16 protein-coding genes are annotated in these 19,402 nt (G+C 68.1%); 8 read left to right on the top strand and 8 right to left on the bottom strand.

What is annotated here, in order from left to right; all coding sequences use genetic code 11:
- Window positions 1–12: 12 nt before the first annotated feature.
- The 3 genes from ACUZUJ_RS18345 to ACUZUJ_RS18335 all read left to right on the top strand — a co-directional run bounded on the left by ACUZUJ_RS18345 (window position 13) and on the right by ACUZUJ_RS18335 (window position 3,027).
- Entirely contained in the window at window positions 13–1,128 is a 1,116-nt protein-coding gene (locus tag ACUZUJ_RS18345; protein WP_049442909.1) for a glycosyltransferase, read from the top strand.
- Window positions 1,109–2,440, top strand: a complete 1,332-nt coding sequence (locus ACUZUJ_RS18340) for an O-antigen ligase family protein (protein WP_049442910.1) — start codon at window positions 1,109–1,111, stop codon at window positions 2,438–2,440. The genes ACUZUJ_RS18345 and ACUZUJ_RS18340 overlap by 20 nt, the downstream gene beginning before the upstream one ends.
- A gap of 137 nt (window positions 2,441–2,577) precedes the next feature.
- The gene (locus ACUZUJ_RS18335) at window positions 2,578–3,027 is read left to right on the top strand and encodes an REP-associated tyrosine transposase (protein WP_049442911.1); all 450 of its coding nucleotides are present in this window, start codon (window positions 2,578–2,580) and stop codon (window positions 3,025–3,027) included.
- A gap of 42 nt (window positions 3,028–3,069) precedes the next feature.
- Here ACUZUJ_RS18335 and ACUZUJ_RS18330 read toward each other — a convergent pair whose 3' ends face one another.
- Window positions 3,070–3,987, bottom strand: a complete 918-nt coding sequence (locus ACUZUJ_RS18330) for an LpxL/LpxP family Kdo(2)-lipid IV(A) lauroyl/palmitoleoyl acyltransferase (protein WP_049442912.1) — start codon at window positions 3,985–3,987, stop codon at window positions 3,070–3,072.
- Between the two features lie 60 nt (window positions 3,988–4,047).
- Here ACUZUJ_RS18330 and waaA point away from each other — a divergent pair, with 60 nt between their 5' ends.
- Window positions 4,048–5,346: a lipid IV(A) 3-deoxy-D-manno-octulosonic acid transferase gene (gene waaA / locus ACUZUJ_RS18325; protein ID WP_049442913.1), complete on the top strand. Its 1,299-nt coding sequence runs from the start codon at window positions 4,048–4,050 to the stop codon at window positions 5,344–5,346.
- Between the two features lie 223 nt (window positions 5,347–5,569).
- Window positions 5,570–6,814: an amino acid transporter gene (locus tag ACUZUJ_RS18320; RefSeq protein ID WP_101766044.1), complete on the top strand. Its 1,245-nt coding sequence runs from the start codon at window positions 5,570–5,572 to the stop codon at window positions 6,812–6,814.
- Window positions 6,815–6,914: 100 nt separating this feature from the next.
- Here the strand turns inward: ACUZUJ_RS18320 and ACUZUJ_RS18315 are convergent, their stop codons facing one another.
- The 3 genes from ACUZUJ_RS18315 to ACUZUJ_RS18305 form a co-directional block, all read right to left on the bottom strand.
- Window positions 6,915–8,273 (bottom strand): TolC family outer membrane protein, encoded by a 1,359-nt coding sequence (locus tag ACUZUJ_RS18315; RefSeq protein WP_049442915.1) that lies wholly within the window; start codon window positions 8,271–8,273, stop codon window positions 6,915–6,917.
- A gap of 16 nt (window positions 8,274–8,289) precedes the next feature.
- Window positions 8,290–8,937, bottom strand: coding sequence for a protein-L-isoaspartate O-methyltransferase family protein (locus ACUZUJ_RS18310; protein WP_014648346.1), 648 nt, complete (start codon window positions 8,935–8,937; stop codon window positions 8,290–8,292).
- Between the two features lie 136 nt (window positions 8,938–9,073).
- A complete protein-coding gene (locus ACUZUJ_RS18305; protein ID WP_458220582.1) occupies window positions 9,074–9,754 on the bottom strand; it encodes a TetR/AcrR family transcriptional regulator in 681 nt (226 codons plus the stop codon).
- 119 nt (window positions 9,755–9,873) lie between these two features.
- Between ACUZUJ_RS18305 and ACUZUJ_RS18300 the strand changes: the two genes are divergently transcribed.
- On the top strand, window positions 9,874–11,004 hold the full coding sequence (locus tag ACUZUJ_RS18300) for an efflux RND transporter periplasmic adaptor subunit (protein ID WP_458220581.1): 1,131 nt from the start codon (window positions 9,874–9,876) through the stop codon (window positions 11,002–11,004).
- 4 nt (window positions 11,005–11,008) lie between these two features.
- Window positions 11,009–14,170: an efflux RND transporter permease subunit gene (locus tag ACUZUJ_RS18295; RefSeq protein ID WP_458220580.1), complete on the top strand. Its 3,162-nt coding sequence runs from the start codon at window positions 11,009–11,011 to the stop codon at window positions 14,168–14,170.
- 204 nt (window positions 14,171–14,374) lie between these two features.
- Here ACUZUJ_RS18295 and ACUZUJ_RS18290 read toward each other — a convergent pair whose 3' ends face one another.
- Window positions 14,375–15,280, bottom strand: coding sequence for a LysR family transcriptional regulator (locus ACUZUJ_RS18290; protein WP_458220579.1), 906 nt, complete (start codon window positions 15,278–15,280; stop codon window positions 14,375–14,377).
- Between the two features lie 117 nt (window positions 15,281–15,397).
- On the opposite strand from ACUZUJ_RS18290, the gene ACUZUJ_RS18285 reads away from it, so the two are divergent.
- The gene (locus tag ACUZUJ_RS18285) at window positions 15,398–16,171 is read left to right on the top strand and encodes an SDR family oxidoreductase (RefSeq protein ID WP_049442920.1); all 774 of its coding nucleotides are present in this window, start codon (window positions 15,398–15,400) and stop codon (window positions 16,169–16,171) included.
- A gap of 165 nt (window positions 16,172–16,336) precedes the next feature.
- On the opposite strand, the gene leuB is transcribed toward ACUZUJ_RS18285, so the two are convergent.
- From leuB to leuC, 3 genes are read right to left on the bottom strand one after another with little or no spacing between them, the layout of a single operon-like run.
- Window positions 16,337–17,398, bottom strand: a complete 1,062-nt coding sequence (leuB, locus tag ACUZUJ_RS18280) for a 3-isopropylmalate dehydrogenase (protein WP_049442921.1) — start codon at window positions 17,396–17,398, stop codon at window positions 16,337–16,339.
- The gene (leuD, locus tag ACUZUJ_RS18275; protein ID WP_049442922.1) at window positions 17,388–17,966 is read right to left on the bottom strand and encodes a 3-isopropylmalate dehydratase small subunit; all 579 of its coding nucleotides are present in this window, start codon (window positions 17,964–17,966) and stop codon (window positions 17,388–17,390) included. Before leuD ends, leuB begins: the two co-directional genes overlap by 11 nt.
- Window positions 17,966–19,384: a 3-isopropylmalate dehydratase large subunit gene (gene leuC / locus ACUZUJ_RS18270; RefSeq protein ID WP_049442923.1), complete on the bottom strand. Its 1,419-nt coding sequence runs from the start codon at window positions 19,382–19,384 to the stop codon at window positions 17,966–17,968. The genes leuD and leuC overlap by 1 nt, the downstream gene beginning before the upstream one ends.
- Between the last annotated feature and the right edge of the window lie 18 nt (window positions 19,385–19,402).

Raw genomic sequence — 19,402 nt, 5'->3', positions numbered from 1 at the left:
GCGGCCCCTTCGATGCGCCGATTGACCGTGGTGCAGTTGCTGCCGGCGCTGCACTCCGGCGGTGTCGAGCGCTCGACCCTTGAAATTGCTGCGGCCCTGGTTGCCGCCGGCCATCGCGCGCTGGTCGTATCCGCGGGCGGCCGCCTGGTGCAGCCGCTGCTGGACAGCGGTGCCGAGCACCTCACCCTGGACATTGGCCGCAAGTCGCTGCTGACCCTGCGCCACCTGCCGACCCTGCGCCGGCTGTTTGCCGAGGTTGGCGCGGACATCGTGCATGCCCGTTCGCGGCTGCCGGCCTGGCTGGGCCTGTACGCGATCCGCGCCATGCCCGCCGCACAGCGCCCGCATTGGGTGACCACCGTGCACGGGTTGAATTCGCCCAGCCGCTACAGCGCGGTGATGACCAGCGGCGAACGCGTGATCTGCGTGTCCAATACCGTGCGCGCCTACGTGCAACGCCACTACCCGACGGTGCCGGAAGAGAAACTGCAGGTCATTCCCCGTGGTGTCGATGTCGGCCAGTTCCCACGCGTAGCGCGTGCCGACCGTCGCCCGCGGCTGGCCCTGGCGGCCGATTACCCCTGGCTGGCCCAGGTTGAAGGCCCGCTGCTGCTGCTGCCCGGGCGCGGCACCCGGCTGAAGGGCCACGCCCACGCGCTGCAGCTGCTGGCCGACGTGCGTGCCGCCGGCGTGCCTGCGCAGCTGTGGATGCTGGGCACCGACGAACCCGGGCGCGAGGCCTATGTGGCTGAGCTGCGCCGCCAGGCTGCGGCATTGGGCGTGGCCGAGGCCGTACAGATCAGCACGCCGACCGCACGCATCGCCCAGGCTTACGCCGCCAGCGATCTGGTGCTGCAGCTGTCGGACAAGCCGGAAGCCTTTGGCCGCACCGTGGTCGAGGCGCTGTCGGTCGGCCGCCCGGTGCTGGGCTGGGACCACGGTGGCGTCGGCGAACTGCTGCAGCAGCTGCAGCCCAGCGGCGCGGTACCGCTCGGTGATGCGCGCGCGCTGGGTGAACGTGCGCTGGCCCTGCTGGCGCAGCCGCCGTCCTTGCCGACCCGCATCCCGCTTACCCTGCAGGCCATGCAGCGCGATACCCTCCGCCTCTATGCCGATCTCGCCGGCTGACCCCGCTGCCATCGTGCGCGACGACCGTGCCGGGCGCTGGGCGCCGTGGTGGGTGCTGGCGTACGTGACGATGTGGCCGTTGCCGGGCATCGCCGAAACCGTGCTGGGCCTTGGCGCGCTCTATGCCGCCGCGCGCATGGTCATGCGCCGGCTGCAGCGCCGCCCGCACCTGTTGAGCACGGCAGCCTGGGCGCTGACCTCGATCCTGTTCCTTGGCTACTGGCTGCCGCAGGCGTTCTCGGCCATCGATGCCATCGATCCGTCGGCCTCGTGGACCAAGGCCGCTGCCGGACTGCGCTACCTGCCCTTCATGTGGCTGGTGGCGATCGCGGTGGCCACACCGGAACGGCGGCGGCTGACCTTCGGTGGCCTGGCACTGATCACCGGCGCGTGGACGCTGGACGCACTGGTGCAGGCGCTGGCCGGCACCAGCCCATGGTTCTGGTCGTTGGAACAACTGAAGCTGGCCGTGAGTGGCCACGCGCTGTGCCCGGCCGACGAAGCCGCGCTGGCCGACCGCCTCAGCGGCGCGCTCGGGCCGTGCAACCTGAAATTCGGCCAGGTGCTGGCCAGCCTGTCACCGTTCCTGCTGCTGCCGATGGCGCGGCGGTTCGGCAGCGCGGGGTGGCTGCTGGCCGCTGCCGCACTGGGATGCGTGTTGCTGTTGGCCGGTTCGCGCGCCTCGTGGATCACCTTTGCACTGGTGCTGGCCTACAGCGGCGTGCGCCAGTTCGGCTGGAAGCGGCTGCTCCTGCTTGCCCTGGTGGCAGCGCTGGGCACGGCCGCACTGACAGTGGGCGTGCCGCAGCTGCGCGAGCGTGTTGCGCGCACGGCCCAGGCATGGAACGAAGACGGGCAGGGCGTTGACGAAGCGCTTTCGGGACGCGCGCGGATCTGGACCGCGGCCGTGTGCATGATCGAGGAGCATCCGGTCAACGGTGTCGGTGCGCGCGGCTTCCGCGATGCGTATCCGGCCTGCGTGGCCGACGAAGGCCCCGCCGTGTGGGGCAACCAACCGGCATTGCACGCCCACCAGATCGTGCTGGAAATCCTTGCCGAGACCGGCGTGCTGGGCCTGCTGCTGTGGTTGGCGGCAGTGGCGCAGGCCTGGCGGGCCTGGCGCTATGCTCCGCCGGCCGCGCGTGACCGCGCCCGACCGGCGATGCTGGCGCTGGCGGTCACGGTGTTCCCGCTCAATACACACCTGGCGTTCTATTCCGCGTTCTGGGGTGGCCTGACCGTGCTGCTGGCGGCCCTGTTCGCCGGCAGCCTGCTGGCCCGCGACGCAGATGATTCCCCGCCGCTGAAGTGACCGCGCACCCGCGCATGGCAGGGATCAACCATGGCGCCGATCAGTAGATCCACGCCATGCGTGGATGGGGCTTTCCCGACCCGAACACGGCGACATCTCCAATATCGGTGTCCTCACCGGTCGCGCACGCTGGAGGCATGGCCAGCCCCAGACTCCGCTACGGTCGATTTTCCCGATCCGGGAACGTGTATTCACTGACCACGGCAACCCTTGGACGCGAACCGCTCTTCGCCGACGCCGCCAACGTGGCGATCCTGGTTGACTGCCTGCGCTTCGTTGAGCGCCGCGGTATCAGCCACAGCCTCGCCTGGGTGGTGATGCCCGACCATCTGCACTGGCTGATGGAGCTGCGCAGCGAAACCCTGGCCGAGTGCATGGCCCTGCTGAAGTCGCGCAGCAGTCGGCTGCTGAACCGGCGATTGGAGCGGCGAGGGGCGCTGTGGCAGCACGGGTACCACGATCACGCCGTACGCAGTGATGAATCCCTTCATGAGAAGGCGATGTACATCCTGGCCAATCCGGTCCGTGCGGGCCTGGCCAGCGCGTTGGGTGAGTACCCGCACGCATGGTGCCGTTGGCCGTTGTAGGTGCCGGTGCCCGAATGTAGAGCATCCACGCATGGCGTGGATCTACTTGTAGAAATCGCTCCGGCCGCCGGGCTGGCGCTTGAAACGGCGGTGGATCCACAGGTACTGGTCGGGGGCCTCGCGCACCATCTCCTCGATGGCCTGGTTGACCCGCGTGGTATCGGCTTCCACATCCTCGCTGGGGAAATTCTCCAGCGGGGCACCAATCTTCAGGATGTACTTCCCGCCTTCGCGGCGGTGGAAGTACGGAATCACCGCACAACCGGTCATCCGCGCCAGCTGGTGGGTGGCGGTGATGGTCGACGCGGTGTGGCCGAAGAACGGCACGAACACGGTGTCCTTGCCACGCATGTCCTGGTCCGGCGCGTACCAGAGGAAACCACCCTTCTTCAGATGGCGCACGGTCGCGCGGATGTCCTCGTTGGCGAACATCGCCTTGGCATAGCGCAGGCGGCCGAACTTCACCGCCCACTCGTACACCGGGTTCTTGTGCTTGCGGTACATGCCGGACAGGTCGACGTAGTCGCACAGCAGGCGTCCGCACATTTCCAGGGTCATGAAGTGGCCGGAGACCAGCAGCACGCCGCGGCCTTCAGCCTGCATCTGCCGCAGGTGTTCCAGGCCTTCGATCCGTACCTGCGGGCGGATGCGGTCAATGCTGCCCCACCAGGCACGGATGCACTCGAACACGCCGACGCCCAGCGCATCGAAACTGTCGCGCACCAGGCGCTGGCGCCAGGCTTCGTCCTTCTCGGGGAAGCACAGCTGCAGGTTGACCTCGGCGGCGCGGCGGCGGCTGCCGAGCAGGCGCCAGGTGATCCAGCCGACGCCCCGGCCCAGCGCGCGCTGCAGCATCCACGGCAGGCGGGCGATGGCGAAGGCGCCGAACATGGCGGCGAACATCGGCCAGTTGCGCGGATCGCGCAGCGATGGGCGGACGGCGGTGGAGGCATCTGACATGGGTCCATTCTACCAAGGCGGCCGCGTGTCTTTCCCCGGGGGCTCCCGTATCCTTGCCGCATGCGTAAAGACCCTGTCGAATGGATCCTGCGCGGCCTGTATTCGGTCGTGCTCTACATCCTGCTGCCGATCACCGTGTACCACCTGGTCTGGCGCGGCTTCCGGGTCCGTGAATACTTCCGGCGCTGGGATGAACGCTACGCCTCCTATCCGCAGCCGACCGGCCAGCCGCGGGTCTGGCTGCATGCGGTCTCGGTAGGCGAGGTCAATGCCGCCGCACCGCTGGTCAATGCCCTGCGCCAGCAGCGCCCGGACATCCGCTGGGTGATCACCACCATCACCCCGACCGGCTCCGAGCGCGTACGCGCGCTGTGGGGCGACGCCCTGGACCACGTCTACCTGCCGTACGACGTGCCGGGCAGCGTCAACCGCTTCCTCGGCCATTTCCAGCCCAGCCTGGCGCTGATCCTGGAAACCGAGCTGTGGCCGAACATGCTGTTCGGCTGCCGTGACCGCGGTATTCCGGTGTACATCCTCAACGCCCGGTTGTCGGCGCGTTCGCTGCGCGGCTACCGGTTGCTGGCCGCACTGATCCGCCGCGCGCTGCGCACCGTCACCTGCGTGGCCGCGCAGTCGCAGGACGATGCCGAGCGCTTCGTGCAGCTGGGGGCGGAGCCTGGCCAGGTGCAGGCGCTGGGCAACCTGAAGTTCGACATCGCCACGCCGGATGTGCAGGGCTTCGTCGAACAGTTCCATGCGCGGGTACCGGCCGCTCGCCCGGTATGGATCGCCGCCAGTACCCATGACGGCGAGGAGCAGGCGGTGATCGACCTGCACCGGCGCCTGCGCCAGCAGCATCCGGACCTGCTGCTGCTGTGGGCACCGCGACATCCCGAGCGTTTCCCGAAGGTGGAAGCGTTGGCGCGCGAACAGGGCTGGAGCGTGGCGACCCGCCGCGTGGACCAGTGGCCGCACGCGGCCACCGATGTGTTCGTCATCGATACCCTCGGCGAGCTGATGCCGTTCTATGCCTGCGCCCAGGTCGCCTTCGTCGGCGGCAGCCTGCAGGCCATCGGCGGCCACAACCTGCTGGAGCCGGCCGCGATGGGAACGGCGGCGGTGACCGGTCCGCACCTGCACAACTTTGCGGAAATCTCCCGGCGCATGCGCGAGGCCGGTGCGCTGCTGATCGGCGAGGATGCGCAGGCGGTGGGCGATCTGCTGCAGCACCTGCTCGACGATGCCCAGGCCCGCGAGGACATGGCACGCGCCGGTTGTACGCTGGTCAGCAATGGCCGCGGCGCGCTGCAGCGCACGCTTGCCCTGGTCGCGCCGCACCTGCCACCGCCGCGCGAGTGATCGCGGCAGCGCGGCGTCAGCGGCGCTGTCGAGCATTGTCGTGATCAACTTCATCAATTCTGCTTAGCGACGATTTTTCTGTCGTTGCTGGACCGACCCTGCCACTGGCAGCGTGCCTGCCATCACATCGTGGCGCACACGGCACCGATTCTGATTCCGCAGGGCGACGCAGGCTGCCAGCCTGCTGTCGACCGCGCTTGGGCGGATATCAAGGGAACTTGCGATGGACGGCGACAGGGGCAGGGACGGCACCGGTGGGGCCCGGCTGGGCATGGACCATCTGGCGGTGGTGGCGCTGACGCTGCTGGTGGGCGGCAGCGTGATCGCGCTGGTGGGCCAGCAAACGGCGGCGCAGGCCGGCCCGGCCATCGTGCTGAGCCTGCTGCTGGCCGCACTGGGGGCTGGCCTGGTGCTGTGCTGCCTGCAGGATCTGGTGCTGCAGCTGCCTGCGGCCGAGGGCCTGCATGGGCTGCTGGCCACCAGCTGGGGGCCGCGGGTGGCTGGCGTGTTGGGCGTGGCCCTGCTGCTGGAGCTGGTGGCGACCACGGCGGGCGTGGCGCAGTCCATGGCCCACCATGTACACGCGGTGCTGGCCGCGGGAGGCCTCCAGGCCAGCGACTGGCTGCCGGAACAGGTGACGGCGGTGGTGGGTCTGCTGGTGCTGGGCGCGCTGGCGTTGCTGCCGCCTCGGCGTGCGGTGCTGGTGGCCTGTGCCCTGCTGACGGTGAAGATCGGTGTCGGGGTATTGCTGCTGGCGCTGGCGGCACGTCATGTGCACTACGCGCACTGGATTCCCTGGCTGCCACCGGCGACCGCGCCGTATCGCTTCGGGCTGGGCGGTGTGCTGGCGGCTGCGGTGCCGCTGCTGGGGGTATTTGCCAGCGTCGGCTTGGCACTGGGCTTTCCTGCGCTGCGCCGCCAGGGCGCGATGTGGCAGCCGGCTGTGCTGGCGCTGGTCTCGTTGCTGGCGATGTTGCTGCTGATCGTGCTGGCGGCACTGCAGGCCGGGCTGGTCGAGTTTTCCGCGCTGGCCAGTACCCGGCCCCTGTCCGTGGCGCTGCAGATGCATCCGCAGTTGCAGTGGATGCTGCCGTTGTTGCCCCTGGCTGGGGCAGCGGGCCTGGCCGCCCTGCAGCTGGTGCTGCTGATGCTGGCCGTGCGGCTGGCAACGTCGCTATGGCCGGGGGAGAGGGAAGCAGTGGGACGTTCCCGCGGCCTGATCGCGGCGGGGGTCGGGCTGCCGGCGGTGATGCTGGTGCTGTGGCTGCCGTTGGGCAGCCTGCCGGCGCTGCCGGGTCCGGCAACCCTGTTGGTGATGGCGGCGCTGTGCCTGGCGGTGCTGCGGCGGCGGAGTGGCACGGGGCAGGGGGCAATCGGTCGCGAACTGGTGCTGCCGATGCTGGCGCCCGTGGCGGCCGCGCTATGCCTGCTTGCGGCGCTGGAGCGACTGCGGGCATGGCCGGGCTGACGGTTCGCGGGGCCACCCAACGGGTCGGTGCGTGTGGATGCACCGCCTGCAAAAAAGCCACCCTTGCGGGTGGCTTCTTCGTTGCCGGCAGGGCGACGGATCAGTGCGTGGTCGTTGCCGGGTTGCCCGCGTCCTGGGTCAGCAGGCGGTTGACGTCCTGCAGTTCGGCCACGTCCAGCGCACCCAGCGACTGGCTCAGCAGCAGGCGGTTCTGCAGGAAGGTGTAGCGGGCCTGGGCGTAGTCCAGCTGCGCCGAGAACAGGATGCGCTGGTTCTGGATCACGTCCAGCACGGTACGGGTACCGACTTCCAGGCCGACCTGCGAGGCGTCGTATGCGCTCTGCGCCGAGACTACCGCCAGGCGGCGTGCCTCCACTTCGCTGATGCCCTGAACCAGGGTCTGGTAGGCATTGCGGGTGTTGCGGTCCAGGGCGCGCTTCTGCTGCTCGTAGCCGTCCTGGGCGATGTCACGCTGGGCCAGCGCCTGGCGCACGCCGGACTGGGTGGCACCACCGGAGAAGATCGGCACGCTCAGGGTCAGGCCGATGCTGTTGGTGCGTGCATCCGGCGACAACGATCCGGCGCCGGTACTGTCACCCCAGGTCGCGCTCTTGCCCCAGCTGCCGCCCAGCGACAGGGTCGGGTAATGGCCGCCACGGGCAGCCTGCACGCCGGCTTCGGCGGCGCTGACCTTCAGTTCCTGCGCCTTCAGCGCCGGATTCTGGTTGGTGGCCTGGTGCACCAGCTCATCGATGTTGCCGCGGTTGGCCGGCACTTCCGGACGGAAGTCGGCCGGCAGGCCGCGCAGGTTGACCACCGGCTGGCCGGTCAGTTCGGTCAGGGCCTGGTAGTTATCGGCCAGGGTGTTCTGCGCAACGATGGTGTTGGCGCGCGCCTGGTCGTACTGGGCGCGTGCTTCGTGCACGTCGGTGATCGGCGCCAGGCCCACTTCCAGGCGCTTGTCGGCGAAGTCGAACTGCTTCTTCGCGGCCGCTTCATTGGTCTGTGCGGCGTTCAGCGATTCGATCGCCACCAGCACGTTGAAGTAGGCCGCCGAGGTGCGCACGATCAGGCTGTCGTTGGCCGAATCGAGGGTGAAGTCCGCCGCCTTGCTCAGCTCACGCTGCGAGCGCAGGTTGTTGATCTGGGTCCAGTTGAACAGCGTCTGGCTGCCGTCGATCGTGTAGGTGCGGCGCTTGCTGGTGAACGAGCCGGAGTTGGCGTCGGCATTGGGCTCGCTGCGCGTGCGGTTCAGCTGGGCCTGGCCGTTGATCTGCGGCAGCAGGGCAGCGCGGGCCTGCACGGCGCCTTCCTTGTCGTACAGCCGGGTCGATTCGGCGGCGGACAGCTGCGGATCGCCATTGCGCGCCATTTCGTAGACCTGCAGCAGGTCGGCGGCATGGGCGGACAACGGCAGCAGGGCAGTGGCCAGCGCAACAGCGAGGGATCGGCGGATCATTGCGGCTTCCTTGGACTCAGAGGTGGAACTGGGGGGCCGGGGCGGCACCACGCAGGTAATCGATATCGGTCTCGAACAGGGACTCGCTGCTTCCGTCGGCCTTGACCAGCAGGGCCTCCATCGCCGGCGAACGGCCATGGATCACGAACAGGCGACCACCCGGACGCAGCCACGAAGCGAACTGTGACGGCACCACGTCGACCGCACCAGTGACACAGATCACGTCAAAGCGGCGTTCGGTCTGCCAGGACAGGGCGTCGGCCACTTCTACGCGGACGTTGGTGCCCAGGCCGGAGGCGTCCAGGCGGGCGCGCGCGGCGGCGGCCAGTTCCGGGTCGATTTCCAGGCTCAGCACGTCGCGTGCCAGCGCGCCGATGCAGGCCGACAGGAAGCCGCTGCCGGTGCCGATTTCCAGCACTTCGTCACCCGGCTGCAGGTCCAGCGCCTGCAGGGTACGGCCCTCGATGACCGGCTTCATCATCTTCTGGCCATGGCCGATCGGCAGTTCGACATCGGCGTAGGCCAGTGCCCGGTGTGCATCGGCGACAAAGGCCTCGCGCGGCAGGCGGGCCAGGACGTCGAGCACCTTGATGTCCAGCACGTCCCAGGGACGGATCTGCTGTTCCACCATCAGTTCGCGGGCGTGGGCGTAATCAATCGTCATGAGGTTCAAATCCAGCGCAGTGGGCCGGCCATTTTACCGGTGCCGGAGGCCGGCGGCGCGCCCAGAGCATCAGCTGCCGGGTGGCCGGGGTCGCAGTGCCGGAAGTCATCGCGACCTCCGGTTCGTTCAGTTTTGGTTATTCAGCCGTCCCGGCCCCTCGCGGCGCATAGGCGCGCAGGAAGAAGTCGATGCTGGCGGTCACATGGGTGAGAGGGTCGCACTCCACCGGTGACAGTGGCATGCCGCACATCATATGCATGTGCACTTCGCCCTTGACCAGGGTCAGGAACTGCTGGCCAGCCAGGTAATAGTCGGGGATCTCCAGCTCGCCGCGTTCGCCGCGGGCGCGCAGGAAGTCGGCCAGGGCCTCGCAGGTACGCTCCGGGCCGGCCTGCCAGAACAGCTCGCGCAGGTGTTCGTCGGTCTCCGGCGCCATCATCATGCGCTGGATCGAGATCGCCGCGTCGGAGGTGATCAGCTCGAAGAAGGCCAGGCCGATGCCGATCAGCTGGTCGCGCAGCGGACCGTCCGCGTCGGCCACGAACAGCGCGTCGGGCAGCATTTCGATGCACTTTGACTGCACGGCCTCGGAGAACAGGGTCTCCTTGTCGCCGAAGTGGCTGTACACAGTCAGCTTCGAGACGCCGGCCTGAGCGGCGATGGTGTCCATGCTCACGCCGGTATAGCCCTGTTCGATGAACAGTGCCTTGGCTGCTTCAAGGATCGCCGCGCGCTTGCCGAGGTCCTTGGGGCGCCCGGGTCCGGCGGCCTTGGCAGCGGGCTTGGCCGACGGCTTGCGGGAAGTGTGAGAACTCATCACGACAATACTAGACCAAGCGGTTCGATATTTATACTATACCGGCCGGTTTATTAAATTGGGCCGGCAGTCGCGGCTCCTCCCTTAGTTGCAACCCTGCGTTTTCAGGACGTTGACCGATGAAGATCGTGCGCTGGATGGGCGGTATGGTGTGGATGGCTGCGCTGGCAGCCTGTTCGGGACAGGAACAGGCGCCCCAGGCGGCCGTGCCGGTGCTGGTGGTTCACCCCGGCGAGCAGGCCGGGCAGGCGCCGGCGGCTTTCCCGGGCACGGTGCGTGCGCGGCAGGAAAGTCCGCTGTCGTTCCGCGTCGGCGGCAACCTGGTCAAGCGCCACGTCGATGCCGGGCAACGGGTGAAGAAGGGCGACGTGCTGGCCGAACTGGACGTGGCCGACTTCGCGCTGCAGGCGCGCGCCTCGCAGGCGCAGCTGGCGGCGGCCGAAGCCGATCTGGTGCGTGCCCGCGATGACCTCAAGCGCTACCAGGTGCTGGCCGACCAGCAACTGGTCAGCCGCTCGCAGCTGGACCAGCAGTCCGCCGCCTTCAAGGCCGCGCAGGGGCAGGCCAACGCGGCCCGCGCCAACCTCGATGTGCTGCGCAACCAGGCCGACTACGCACAGCTGCGCGCGCCGGCCGACGGCGTGATCGCCAGCCGCGAGGCCGAAGCCGGGCAGGTGGTGTCGGCCGGCCAGACCATTTTCAACCTGGCCGCCGACGGTGCGCGCGAAGTGCTGATCGACCTGCCCGAGGCCACCATCCGCGACTATGCGGTGGGCCAGCCGGTCGAGGTGGAGCTGTGGAACCGCCCCGGCCAGCGCCTGCCGGGCACGATCCGCGAGATCGCTGCCGCCGCCGATCCGCAGGCACGTACCTATGCAACCCGGGTCAGCCTGCCCGCCGATGCGCTGGCCGATGTCGAACTGGGCCAGAGCGCGCGCGTCTACAGCAGCGCCGGCCGCCACGGCACCCTGCAGCTGCCGCTCGGCGCGCTGCAGCGCGGTGCCAACGGTGCCGCCAGCGTATGGGTGGTCGATCCGGCCAACAGCACGCTGAAGGCCGCAGCAGTCACCACCGGTGCCTACGGCAGTGAGACGGTGCCGGTGCTGTCCGGCGTGGGTGCCGCTGACTGGGTGGTCGCTGCCGGCGGACACCTGTTGCGCGCCGGCCAGCCGGTGATCGCCGTGGACCGCCAGAACCGCCCGGTGCTGAAGCCGGCCACGCCGGCCGCTGCCGCCAAGGCCAAGGAGTAAGCCGGTGCGCCGCTTCAATCTTTCCGAGTGGGCGTTGTCCAACCGTCCGCTGGTGCTGTTCGCGATGCTTGCCTTCGCGCTGATCGGCGCATGGTCGTACAAGCATCTGGGCCAGTCCGAGGATCCGCCATTCACCTTCAAGGCGATGGTGGTGCGCACGCTGTGGCCGGGCGCCACCGCCGAACAGGTCTCGCGGCAGGTGACCGAGCCGATCGAGAAGGCGCTGATGAACACCGGCGAGTACGAGTTCATCCGCTCGTATTCGCGCCCCGGCGAATCGCAGGTCATCTTCATGGCGCGCGACAGCCTGCGTTCCAGGCAGATCCCGGACCTGTGGTACCAGGTACGCAAGCGCGTGGGCGACATCCGTGCGACGCTGCCGCGCGAGATTGTCGGCCCGTTCTTCAACGATGAGTTCGGCGACACCTACGGCAACATCTATGCGTTGACCGGCAAGGGCTTCGACTACGCGGTGATGCGCGACTACGCCGACCGCATCCAGCTGGAACTGCAGCGCGTGCCCGATGTCGGCAAGATCGATCTGGTCGGCCTGCAGGACGAGAAGGTGTGGATCGAGCTGTCCAACACCCGGCTGGCGACGCTGGGTGTGTCGATGCAGCAGGTACAGCAGGCGCTGGCCGACCAGAATGCGATCACCGGCACCAGTTTCTTCGAGACCGCCACCGATCGCGTGCAGTTGCGCGTAACTGGCCAGTTCAACGATATCGAAGCGATCCGCCAGTTCCCGATCCGTGCTGGCGACCGCACCGTGCACCTGGGCGACATCGCCGAGGTCAAGCGTGGCTTCGCCGACCCGGCATCGCCGAAGATGCGCTTCATGGGCGAGGAGGCGATCGGCCTGGCGGTGGCGATGAAGGATGGCGGTGACATCCTCAAGCTGGGCGCCAACCTCGATGCCGAGTTCGAGCGGCTGCAGAAGACCCTGCCGGCCGGCATGCAGCTGCGCAAGGTGTCCGACCAGCCGCAGTCGGTGGAGGAGTCGGTCGGCGAGTTCGTGCAGGTGCTGACCGAAGCGGTGGTGATCGTGCTGCTGGTCAGTTTCTTCTCGCTGGGCCTGCGCACCGGCCTGGTGGTGGGTGTGACCATTCCGCTGGTGCTGGCGATGACGTTCTTCGTCATGCACTACTTCGACATCGGGCTGCACAAGATCTCGCTGGGTGCGCTGGTGCTGGCGCTGGGCCTGCTGGTGGACGATGCGATCATCGCGGTGGAGATGATGGCCACCAAGATGGAGCAGGGCTTCGATCGCCTGCGCGCGGCCAGTTTCGCCTGGGAATCGACCGCATTCCCGATGCTGACCGGCACATTGATCACGGCGGCCGGCTTCCTGCCGATCGCCACGGCGGCATCGAGCACCGGTGAATACACCCGTTCGCTGTTCCAGGTGGTGACCATCGCGCTGGTGGTGTCGTGGATCGCGGCGGTGCTGTTCATCCCGTACCTGGGCGACAAGATGCTGCCGGACCTGTTCAATCCGCAGCCGCCGAAGCCGGGCAGCCTGTCCGCGCGCTGGCTGGCCAAGCGCCAGCAGTGGGCCGACCGCTATCCGGCGCTGGCCAACCTGATCGTACCGCCGCAGCACGGGCACGACCACGATCCCTACCAGCGCCCGTTCTACCGCAGCTTCCGGCGCTTCCTCGACGCCTGCCTGCGCCGCCGCTGGTGGGTGATCGCCGCGACCATCGCGCTGTTCGTGTTCTCGCTGATGATGTTCCGCTTCGTGCCGCAGCAGTTCTTCCCGGACTCGACCCGGCCGGAACTGATGGTGGACATCGAGCTGGCCGAGGGGGCGTCGCTGCGCTCGACCCAGGCCCAGGCCGAGAAGCTGGAGAAGCTGCTCTCCAGCCGCGAGGGCATCGCCAACTATGTATCCTACGTGGGCACCGGTTCGCCGCGCTTCTACCTGCCGCTGGACCAGCAGCTGCCGGCGACCAACTTCGCCCAGTTCGTGGTGCTGGCCAAGGACATCAAATCGCGCGAAAGCACCCGTGACTGGCTGCTGCACGAGGTGATCCCGAAATTCCCGGACGTGCAGATGCGCGTGACCCGCCTGGAGAACGGCCCGCCGGTCGGTTATCCGGTGCAGATGCGCATCTCCGGCGAGCACATCGAGAAGGTGCAGGCGATCGCGCGCCAGGTCGAGGCCAAGGTGCGTGAGAACCCGCACGTGATGAACGTCAACCTGGACTGGAGCGAGCCGAGCAAGGTGGTGCGGCTGGTGATCGACCAGGAGCGTGCCCGCGCGCTGGGCGTGAGCAGCGCCCAGGTCAGCCAGTTCCTGGCCAGTTCGCTGGCCGGCCAGTCGGTGAGCGTGTATCGCGAAGGCAACCGCCAGATCGAGATGCTGCTGCGTGGACCGGCCGATGAACGCAACCAGCTGGAGCTGCTGTCCAGCCTGTCGATGCCGACCGCCAACGGCGGCAGCATCACGCTGTCGCAGGTGGCGACGATGGAGTACGGCTTCGAGGACGGCATCATCTGGCACCGCAACCGGTTGCCGACCGTGACCGTGCGCGCCGACATCAGCGATGGCATGCAGGCGCTGGACGTGGTGCACCAGATCGTGCCCACGCTGGATGACATCCGTGCCGAGCTGCCCAGCGGCTATCTGCTGGAGACCGGCGGCACCGTGGAGGATTCGGCGCGTGGCCAGAACTCGATCAAGGCCGGCATGCCGCTGTTCCTGGTGGTGGTGGCCACGCTGCTGATGCTGCAGCTGCGCAGCTTCTCGCGTGCGGCGATGGTGCTGGTGACCGCGCCGCTGGGCATCATCGGTGCGACCCTGTTCCTGCTGCTGTTCCGCGCGCCGTTCGGCTTCGTCGCGCTGCTGGGCACGATCGCACTGGCCGGCATGATCATGCGCAACTCGGTGATCCTGATCGACCAGATCCAGCAGGACATCGATGCCGGGCATGACCGCTGGCATTCGATCATCGATGCCACCGTGCGCCGTTTCCGCCCGATCGTGCTGACCGCGCTGGCGGCCGTGCTGGCGATGATTCCGCTGTCGCGCAGTGCGTTCTACGGCTCGATGGCGATCTCGATCATGGGTGGCCTGATCGTGGGCACGGTACTGACCCTGGTGTTCCTGCCGGCGCTGTACGCGGCGTGGTTCCGGGTCAAGCCGGATGAATCCGGGGCTTGATGCCCCGGGTTTTCAGGCCCGGGTCAGAGCCCTTTCCCGCTGGGAAAGGGCTCTGACCCCATCCACGTTGTGCACATCCACGCATGGCGTGGATCTACCGCGGTGGGCCTGGTAGGTGCCAACCTTGGTTGGCACTGATGCGTGCATCCATGCATGGCGTGGATCTACTGATCTGCGCGGCGTGCATCCACGCATGGTGTGGATCTACTGCAGCCGCAGGCCGCTCCGCAGCACTGGCAGCAACCATTCGATGAACACCTGCACGCGTTGCGCGCGGTGCTGCCGATGCGGTTGCAACAGGGTCACCGGCAGCGGTTGCGCCACGTGCTGTGGCATCACTTCAACCAGCGCACCGGATTGCAGTTCGGCCTGCACGTCGTAGCGCGGAATCTGCAGCAGGCCGAGCCCCGCCACGCAGCACGCGATCGAGGCCTCGGCGCTGTTCACCCGTACCCAGCCAGGCATCGGCAGCGTGCGCAGCTGGCCACTGTCCTGCCATTCCCACGGTTCCACCCGCGCCGTGGTCGGCGATGCGTAGTTCACCGCGCGGTGCTGCTGCAGGTCGGCAGGATGCTGCGGTACGCCGTGCTCGCGAAGGTAGGCCGGCGCGGCGACGTTGACGAAGTCGAGCTGTCCCAGCATGCGCGCGACCAGGCTGGAATCACCCAGCTGGCCGACCCGCAGCACCGCGTCACAGCCGTCTTCGATCAGGTTCACCGCGCGGTCGGTCATGCCCAGGTCCACTTCCACCTGCGGATGGCGCGCGAAGAAGTCGGGCAGCGCCGGGGCGAGGATGCGGCGGCCGATGCGGCTGGGCACATCGATCTTCAGCAGGCCCACCGGCTGCGCGTCGTCCTGCCGGAACAGCGATTCGGCGTCTTCAACTTCGGCGATCAGGCGCAGGCAGCGGGCATGGAACACGTCGCCGTCGTGGGTGGTGGAGACCCGCCGGGTCGAGCGCTGCAGCAGGCGGGTGCCGAGGCGCTGCTCCAGCTCGGCTACTGCCGCGGAAACGGTGGAGCGGGGCAGGCCGAGCTGGTCGGCGGCGCGGGTGAAGCTGGCGCATTCCACGACCCGGGTGAAGATGCGGAAGCGATCGATCCGGTCCATTGTTCGCTTGCTCTGGAAAGTTAAGTCAATGTGGCGGGCTTTATCCGCATTTTCTGCACGATATCGTCGGCAGGGCAGGGTTGCCACCCCGGGCAGCCCCCTCCCGAGACAGACGCCATGACCGACCATTCCCTCAAGGGCAAGACCGTGCTGATCGCCGGTGGCGCCAAGAACCTGGGCGGCCTGCTGGCCCGCGACTTCGCCAGCCAGGGCGCCAAAGCCATCGTCATCCACTACAACAGCGCCGCCACCCAGGCCGATGCAGAGGCGACCGTTGCCGCCGTGCAGGCCGCCGGCAGCACGGCCGTTGCCTTTCAGGGTGACCTGACGTCGGCCGCAGCGATGGAGCGCCTGTTCGCCGATGCCGTGGCAGCGGTCGGTCGCCCTGACATCGCCATCAACACGGTCGGCAAGGTACTGAAGAAGCCGCTGCTGGAGATCAGCGAAGCGGAGTACGACGAAATGAGCGCGGTCAACGCCAAGGCTGCCTTCTTCTTCCTGAAGGAGGCCGGCCGCCACGTCAACGACGGTGGCCGCATCTGCACCCTGGTCACCTCACTGCTGGGCGCATTCACGCCGTTCTATTCCAGCTACGCCGGCACCAAGGCACCGGTCGAGCACTTCACCCGCGCGGCGTCGAAGGAGTTCGGCGAACGCGGCATCTCGGTGACCGCGATCGGCCCGGGTCCGATGGACACGCCTTTCTTCTATCCGGCCGAGAGCGCCGATGCGCAGGCGTATCACAAGACCGCGGCGGCGCTTTCGGCGTTCACCCGTACCGGCCTGACCGACATCGCCGACATCGTGCCGTGGATCCGCTTCCTGGTCACCGAAGGTTGGTGGATGACCGGGCAGACCATCCTGGTCAATGGCGGTTACACCACCAAATAACGCAGCCACGCATGGGCGTGGCTCTACTGCGGTGGTGGGTGCCAACCTTGGTTGGCACGGATGGCTGCTCCACGCATGGCGTGGATCTACAGTAGAGCCACCCCACGGGTGGCTGCGCACAATGTCCAAAGGGAGAGGCGCCACGCATGGCGTGGCGCTATCGGATCAGTTGAGTCTGGCCAGCACCGCATCCGTGGCGGCGGCGGTGCTCACCGCGTGGCCCTTTGCCGCCAGGTCGGCGGTGAACACGCCGTCGTCCAGCACGGCGTGCACGGCGGCTTCCACCGCGGCGGCTTCCGCTTCCAGCCCCAGCGAATGGCGCAGCAGCATCGCCGCGCTGAAGATCGTCGCGTACGGATTGGCGATGCCCTTGCCGGCGATGTCCGGGGCCGAACCATGGATCGGCTCGTAGATGCCGACCGCACCGGGTTCGCCCAGCGAGGCCGACGGCAGCAGGCCCAGCGAGCCGGCCAGCATCGACGCCTCATCGGTGAGGATGTCGCCGAACATGTTCTCGGTGACGATCACGTCGTACTCGCGCGGCTTGGCCAGCAGGTGCATCGCCATCGAATCGACCAGCTGGTGTTCCAGTGCCACGTCCGGGAACTCCTCGCGGCCGATGCGTGCCGCCACGTCACGCCACAGGCGCGAGGTTTCCAGCACGTTGGCCTTGTCCACCGAGGTGACCTTGCCGCGACGCTGTTGCGCCAGACGGAACGCACTGCGCAGCACGCGCTCGATCTCGGCCACGGTGTAGCGGCACAGGTCGCTGGCGCTGTCGGCATCGCGGGTCTTGTCGCCGAAGTAGATGCCGCCGGTCAGTTCACGCACCACCACGAAGTCCACCCCCTGCAGCAGCTCCGCCTTGATCGGCGAAGCGTGCAGGGCGGCTTCATGGGTACGCACCGGGCGCAGGTTGGCATACAGGCCCAGCGCCTTGCGGATCGCCAGCAGGCCCTGCTCCGGGCGCACCTTGGCGTTCGGGTCGGACCACTTCGGGCCGCCGACCGCGCCCAGCAGCACCGCATTCGCGGCCTGGCAAGCCGCCAGGGTCGACGCCGGCAGCGGCTCGCCGTGGCGGTCGATGGCGATGCCACCGATGTCGTGCTCGCTGAAGGTGAAGGTGTGGTTGAAGCGTTCGGCGACCGCCTTCAGGACGGCCACTGCCGCGGCGGCCACTTCCGGGCCGATGCCATCACCGGGCAGGACAACAATTTCAGCGTGCATGCTCACTCTCGTAGCGTTCGATTTCAGGGACACGGCCCAACAGATACCCCAACTGGTCGACGCCTTCCAGCAGGCAGGTCTGCGAGAAGCCATCCAGCGGGAAGGAATAGACGCGGCCATCCGGGGTGCGCAGTTCGCGCGAGGCCACGTCGATGGTCAGCTCATCATCCGGGCGCTGCATCAGCGCCTGCACGTCGGCCTCGTCCAGCACGATCGGCAGCAGGCCGTTCTTCAGCGAGTTGCCGCGGAAGATGTCGGCGATCTCGCTGCTGACGATGGCGCGCAGGCCCAGGTCGGTCAGTGCCCACGGCGCATGCTCGCGCGAGGAGCCGCAGCCGAAGTTGCGGCCGGCCAGCAGGATACTGCGGCCGGCGTTGTGCGGCTGGTTGAAGGCGAAGTCGGCCACCGGTGCGCCGTCGGCCTGCCAGCGCCAGTCATTGAACGCATTGCGGCCCAGGCCGGCGCGCTCGGTGGTGGACAGGAACCGCGCCGGAATGATCTGGTCGGTGTCGATGTTGGTCTGGCGCAGCACCACGCTGGCCGAGGTCAGGGTACGGAAGCCGGCCATCACGCCACCTCCTGTGCGAACAGTTCGCGGGTATCGGCAACGTGCCCGTTCACCGCGGCCCATGCCGCGCTCATCGGCGAGGCCAGCAGCGTGCGCGAACCGGGGCCCTGGCGGCCTTCGAAATTGCGGTTGCTGGTGCTCACGGCCAGCTGGCCGGGCGCAACCAGATCGCCGTTCATGGCGATGCACATCGAACAGCCCGGCTCGCGCCACTCGGCACCGGCCGCGCGCACGATCTCGTGGATGCCTTCGGCCTCGGCCTCGCGCTTGACGATCTCCGAGCCCGGTACCACCAGCATGCGTACCCGCTCGGCGACGCGACGGCCGCGCAGCACCTGAGCCACTTCGCGCATGTCGCTCAGGCGGCCATTGGTGCACGAGCCGACGAACACCACGTCCACCGGCGTGCCCGCCAGCGCCCTGCCGGCCTGGAAGTGCATGTAGTCCAGGCCCTTCTGTGCGGCGGCATCGTTGGCCGCCGGAATCGGCGCATCCACTGCGATGGCGGTGCCCGGATGGGTGCCCCAGGTCAGGGTCGGACGGATATCAGCGGCGTCGATGTGCACTTCGCTGTCGAAGCGTGCGCCCTCATCGCTGCGCAGCTGCTGCCAGCGCGCCACTGCGGCGTCGAAGTCGGCGCCCTTGGGACCACGCGGGGTCGCGGCGACGAAGTCGAAGGTGACCTGGTCCGGCGCCACCATGCCGGCGCGTGCGCCGGCCTCGATCGACATGTTGCACAGGGTCATGCGCTGTTCCATGTCCATCGCTTCGATGGTGCTGCCTCGGAACTCGATCACGTGGCCGGTGCCACCGTTGACGCCGATCACGCCGATGATGTGCAGGACCACGTCCTTGGCGCCGACGCCTGGCGCCAGTGGGCCATCGACGGTGATGGCGAACGTCTTGGCCTTGCGCTGCAGCAGGCACTGCGTGGCCAGCACGTGGCCGACTTCACTGGTGCCGATGCCGAACGCCAGCGAGCCGAACGCACCATGGGTGGAGGTGTGGCTGTCGCCACAGACGATGGTCATGCCGGGTTGGGTAAAGCCCTGTTCCGGCGCGATCACGTGGACGATGCCGCGGTTGTCCGAGGCCATGTCGAACAGTTCGATGCCGTGCTCGGCGCAATTGCGCGCCAGCGTGGCGACCTGCGCCTCGGAGGCGGCGCTGGCGTAGGGCAGCGTGCCGTCCGCGGCGGCCGGCAGGGTCGGCGTGGAGTGGTCCATCGTCGCCTTGGTGCGGTCCGGCCTGCGCGGTGACAGGCCGCGTTCGCGCAGCTCGGTGAACGCCTGCGGCGAGGTCACCTCGTGGATCAGGTGCAGGTCGATGTACAGCACGGCGGGCGCGCTGTCGGATTCAGGGACAACCACGTGGGCGTCCCACAGTTTGTCGTACAGGGTGCGGGGTGCGGAGGTCATGCGTGTGCCTGGCAGAAG

This window comes from Stenotrophomonas sp. S4 (assembly GCF_054187805.2).
Note: the sequence above shows the minus strand (reverse complement) of the source record. Positions and strands in the feature narration are given on the sequence as shown.